The organism is Thermovirga sp. (assembly GCA_012523215.1).
Lineage (GTDB): Bacteria > Synergistota > Synergistia > Synergistales > Thermovirgaceae > 58-81.
In genome coordinates this window covers 1-3,275 of record JAAYIZ010000025.1, presented here as the reverse complement: position 1 = coordinate 3,275, position 3,275 = coordinate 1, and the positions used below count along the sequence as shown (strand labels likewise).

5 protein-coding genes are annotated in these 3,275 nt (G+C 57.5%); 2 read left to right on the top strand and 3 right to left on the bottom strand.

The features are described 5' to 3' along the window. The coding region (locus GX108_00805) for a phosphodiester glycosidase family protein (GenBank protein NLO55589.1) at positions 1-328 on the top strand (328 nt) is incomplete at its 5' end. Here GX108_00805 and GX108_00800 read toward each other — a convergent pair. Beyond that, on the bottom strand, positions 310-1,200 hold the full coding sequence (locus tag GX108_00800) for a mechanosensitive ion channel family protein (protein NLO55588.1): 891 nt from the start codon (positions 1,198-1,200) through the stop codon (positions 310-312). The two genes, GX108_00805 and GX108_00800, sit on opposite strands and share 19 nt — an antisense overlap. A gap of 115 nt (positions 1,201-1,315) precedes the next feature. Here GX108_00800 and GX108_00795 point away from each other — a divergent pair, with 115 nt between their 5' ends. Beyond that, positions 1,316-1,624, top strand: a complete 309-nt coding sequence (locus GX108_00795) for an MTH1187 family thiamine-binding protein (GenBank protein ID NLO55587.1) — start codon at positions 1,316-1,318, stop codon at positions 1,622-1,624. 90 nt (positions 1,625-1,714) lie between these two features. Here GX108_00795 and GX108_00790 read toward each other — a convergent pair whose 3' ends face one another. Together GX108_00790 and ablA are read right to left on the bottom strand one after the other, a co-directional pair. Next, positions 1,715-2,146: a hypothetical protein gene (locus tag GX108_00790; GenBank protein ID NLO55586.1), complete on the bottom strand. Its 432-nt coding sequence runs from the start codon at positions 2,144-2,146 to the stop codon at positions 1,715-1,717. Positions 2,147-2,183: 37 nt separating this feature from the next. Continuing rightward, on the bottom strand, positions 2,184-3,275 hold a 1,092-nt coding region (gene ablA, locus GX108_00785), incomplete at its 5' end, for a lysine 2,3-aminomutase (protein NLO55585.1).

Genomic DNA, 3,275 nt, shown 5'->3' with positions numbered 1-3,275 from the left:
GCAGGCGGGACCGATGCTGGTAAAGGAAGGAAGAAAGGTCTTTGATCCGGAAGGGTTCAACCCGAAGACCCTTTCACTGCCTCACCCAAGATCCTTCGTAGGTAGCGACGGAGAAAGGATCTGGTTCATCGTCATCGATGGAAGGGACCCCTGGCACAGCAACGGCGCGACCATAGCCGAGACAGCCGCGGTAGCGGAGAGGCTCGGCTTGGTGAACGCCCTGAACCTGGACGGCGGGGGTTCGTCGTCGATCTGGTGGTCTGGGAGGATCGTTAATTTACCGCCGGGGAGAGTCGCAAGGCCAGTTCCCTACGCCCTCGTCTTCTGACCGGCGACCCTAAGACCTTCGGGGGAGCGGATCCACACATCCATCTGAGGGAAGGGTATCGTTATGCCCTCGGCATCGAAGGCTTCCTTCAGGCGCAGGCGGTACTCCATGCCGATGGACCAGTGTTCTCCCGGGACGGTCCTTATGAGTGCCCTCAGGGAAACCGCCCGCTCGTCGAAGGAGAGAATCCCCTGGATCCGGGGGTCTTCCTTCACCTTGTCGGGGAAGTCTTTTTTGAGTTCCCCGCCCACCCTCTCCATTACGCCCAGTGCCTTGCGTATATCCGAATCGTAGGAGACACCCACCACAACCTGGGCTTGGGACCAGTACTTGGTGGCATTCACTAGTTCCGTGATCCTGCCGTTGGGGATGATGATGTAGTTCCCGTCAAGGTCGGATAGGTGGGTGGTCCTGAGGGTGAAGTTCTCGACGACGCCGAAGTATTCTCCGATCTTCACCACGTCCCCGACGGAATAATGATCCTCCACGACCACGAAGATACCGTTGAGGAAGTCCCTGATTATATTCTGGGCCGCCAGGGATAGGGCCAGCCCGGCAATGCCCAGTCCCGTCAGTATGGGCATGATGTTGACGTTGATCGTGCCGAGGAAGGTCAGGAAGGCCACCGCCCCAAGCCCCCACCGCAGGAGATCAATCACCAAACCCCTGAGTGTCCCCAACCTTTTGACCCGGGATGACCTTTCGTGCGTGCTCAGCTGCCCAGCCGCCCCGTTCTGGACTCTAGCTATTCCCTTATCGAAGAGTTTTCCCGCCAGTTTGACGAGGATCCTGTCCGATATGTACCATCCAAGGATTACCAGTATGGGCCTGATCAACCCGCCAAAGCCTGCCTGGAGGGGATTCCATGCCATGATAAGTACCACCTTCCATGTCCGTCAATATGGGTCGGCTACTCTTAGCCGGGATTGATTATACTGGATGTACGGCATCTTAAAACGGCTCCAGGGAAGAAAGGGGGAAGCGATAATGGCCAAGGTGATAGCTGAAGTGGTGATCGTACCCTATGGGACGGGTACGACGAGCCTGAGCGGTTATGTCGCCGAGGTAGAAAAGAAACTCAAGGAGTTCGATCTCAAGACGATGCTGACGCCCATGGGGACCATCCTGGAAGGCGACCTCGACGTGGTGCTGCAGGCCGTGAGGGCTGCCCACGAAATACCCTTCAACCAGGGGGCTCTCCGAGTGGGCACCTCCTTGAGGATAGACGAAAGGCGGAACAAGGATATCACCATGGAGAGCAAGGTCCGCTCGGTGGAGGGGAAATTACAGGGATAAATCATCGCAAACCCCGGACAGAGGCTATCTCCGCCCGGGGTTCCCTTACCCTATCGCCCAGCAAATTCGCTTGACGAGTGAAAAGAAGGTTTATTCTTCGGCTTCAGGTTTATTCCCCAAGGTGCTTGTCTCCACGTCGGGTATGTAGAGGTTCAATATCCTCCTTACCTCGGGTTCGTCGCTTTTGTCGAAGAGCACCCTGAGGCCGGTAACGCCTTTTTCGAAGAAGCACATCATCCTTGAGCCCCTGAAGGCGAAGTTTACGTATTGTACTTCCTCCCAGGGGATGGTAGTCGAGTGATTGGTGATCCAGGTCCTGGTCTGCCTGACTAGCCCCTGGGGCGAAAGCACAATCCTCTTCTCAAAACCCGACACATAGGCGAGGACGGCTCCGACAAGCATCTTGTGAAAGGCGAAGGTCCGCATTCCGTCACCGACGAGAAGGATCCCTACCAGAAGAGCAAACCATTTCATCCACTTCGGGAAGGGCGTGCCGGAACGGGAGACTAGCAGTTCCTCCACGGGAGGCACCTCCTGGTGTTTTTTCTGCATGATCGGATCAGCGATGTTTTTTGCTCCTTTCCCGGCGGTCGAGATGAGCGGGTTCCAGGGAGAGAATGTCACCCTCGAAAAGCTTTATGAGGCCCTCCCTCGATAGCTGCCTCTGCCTGGCGGTATACTCCTCCCAGTGGTAGAGCTCCTCGGGATGGCTCTGGTTGTCGTCGGGTTCCGTGTAAACGGTCAGGACCCCCTCGTAGTTGCGCAGTATGATCTTCCGATCCGACTGGCTGACCACGTAATTGGGTCCCACGGGGATCTTGCCACCCCCGCCGGGAGCGTCGACGATGAACAACGGTTGGGCCATTCCCGTGGTATGCCCACGCAGGTACTCGATGATCTGGATGCCCTTGCCGACGCTGGTCCGGAAGTGCTCGATCCCTTCCGAGAGATCGCACTGGTAAATGTAGTAGGGATTTACGCGGATCTTCAGCAATCTCTGGCTCAGTTCTCTCATCAGATAGGGACAGTCGTTGACGCCCTTGAGGAGGACCGACTGGTTCCCCAGGGGCACCCCGGCATCGGCCAACCTGGCGCAGGCCTGGGCGGATTCCTGCGTCACTTCCTTGGGATGGTTGAACTGGGTGTTGAGCCAGATAGGGTGGTACTTTCTGAGCATGGCACAGAATTTGTCGGTGATCCTCTGGGGGCAGACGACGGGCATCCTGGTCCCCAGGCGGACGAAGTCCACATGGGGTATCGCCCGCAGTTCCGATATGATCCACTCGAGCCTGTCGTCATCGACGGTCAGCGGGTCCCCACCGGAAAGGAGAACATCCCTGAAGGACGGCGTTTTCCTTATGTACTCGATCCCCTTCTTGATCTGTTCGTCACCGTAGGCCTTGTCCGTCTCGCCGGCGTGCCGTCTCCTGGTGCAGTGGCGGCAATACATGCTGCATTGGTCGGTGATCAGGAAAAGCCCCCGGTCGGGGTAACGGTGGGTAAGGCCAGCGACGGGCGAGTCCACGTCCTCGTGAAGAGGATCAAGAAGATCGGACTTGCCCAGCCTTGTCTCGTTTTCCGTGGGGATCGCCTGCATCCTTATGGGGCACCTGGGATCATTGGGATCCATCAGTGACGCGAAGTAGGGCGT

Excerpts from the sequence above, each read along its gene's own strand:
- GX108_00800 (NLO55588.1), bottom strand. The coding sequence starts at position 1,200 with ATGGCATGGAATCCCCTCCAGGCAGGCTTTGGCGGGTTGATCAGGCCC.
- GX108_00795 (NLO55587.1), top strand. The coding sequence starts at position 1,316 with ATGGCCAAGGTGATAGCTGAAGTGGTGATCGTACCCTATGGGACGGGT.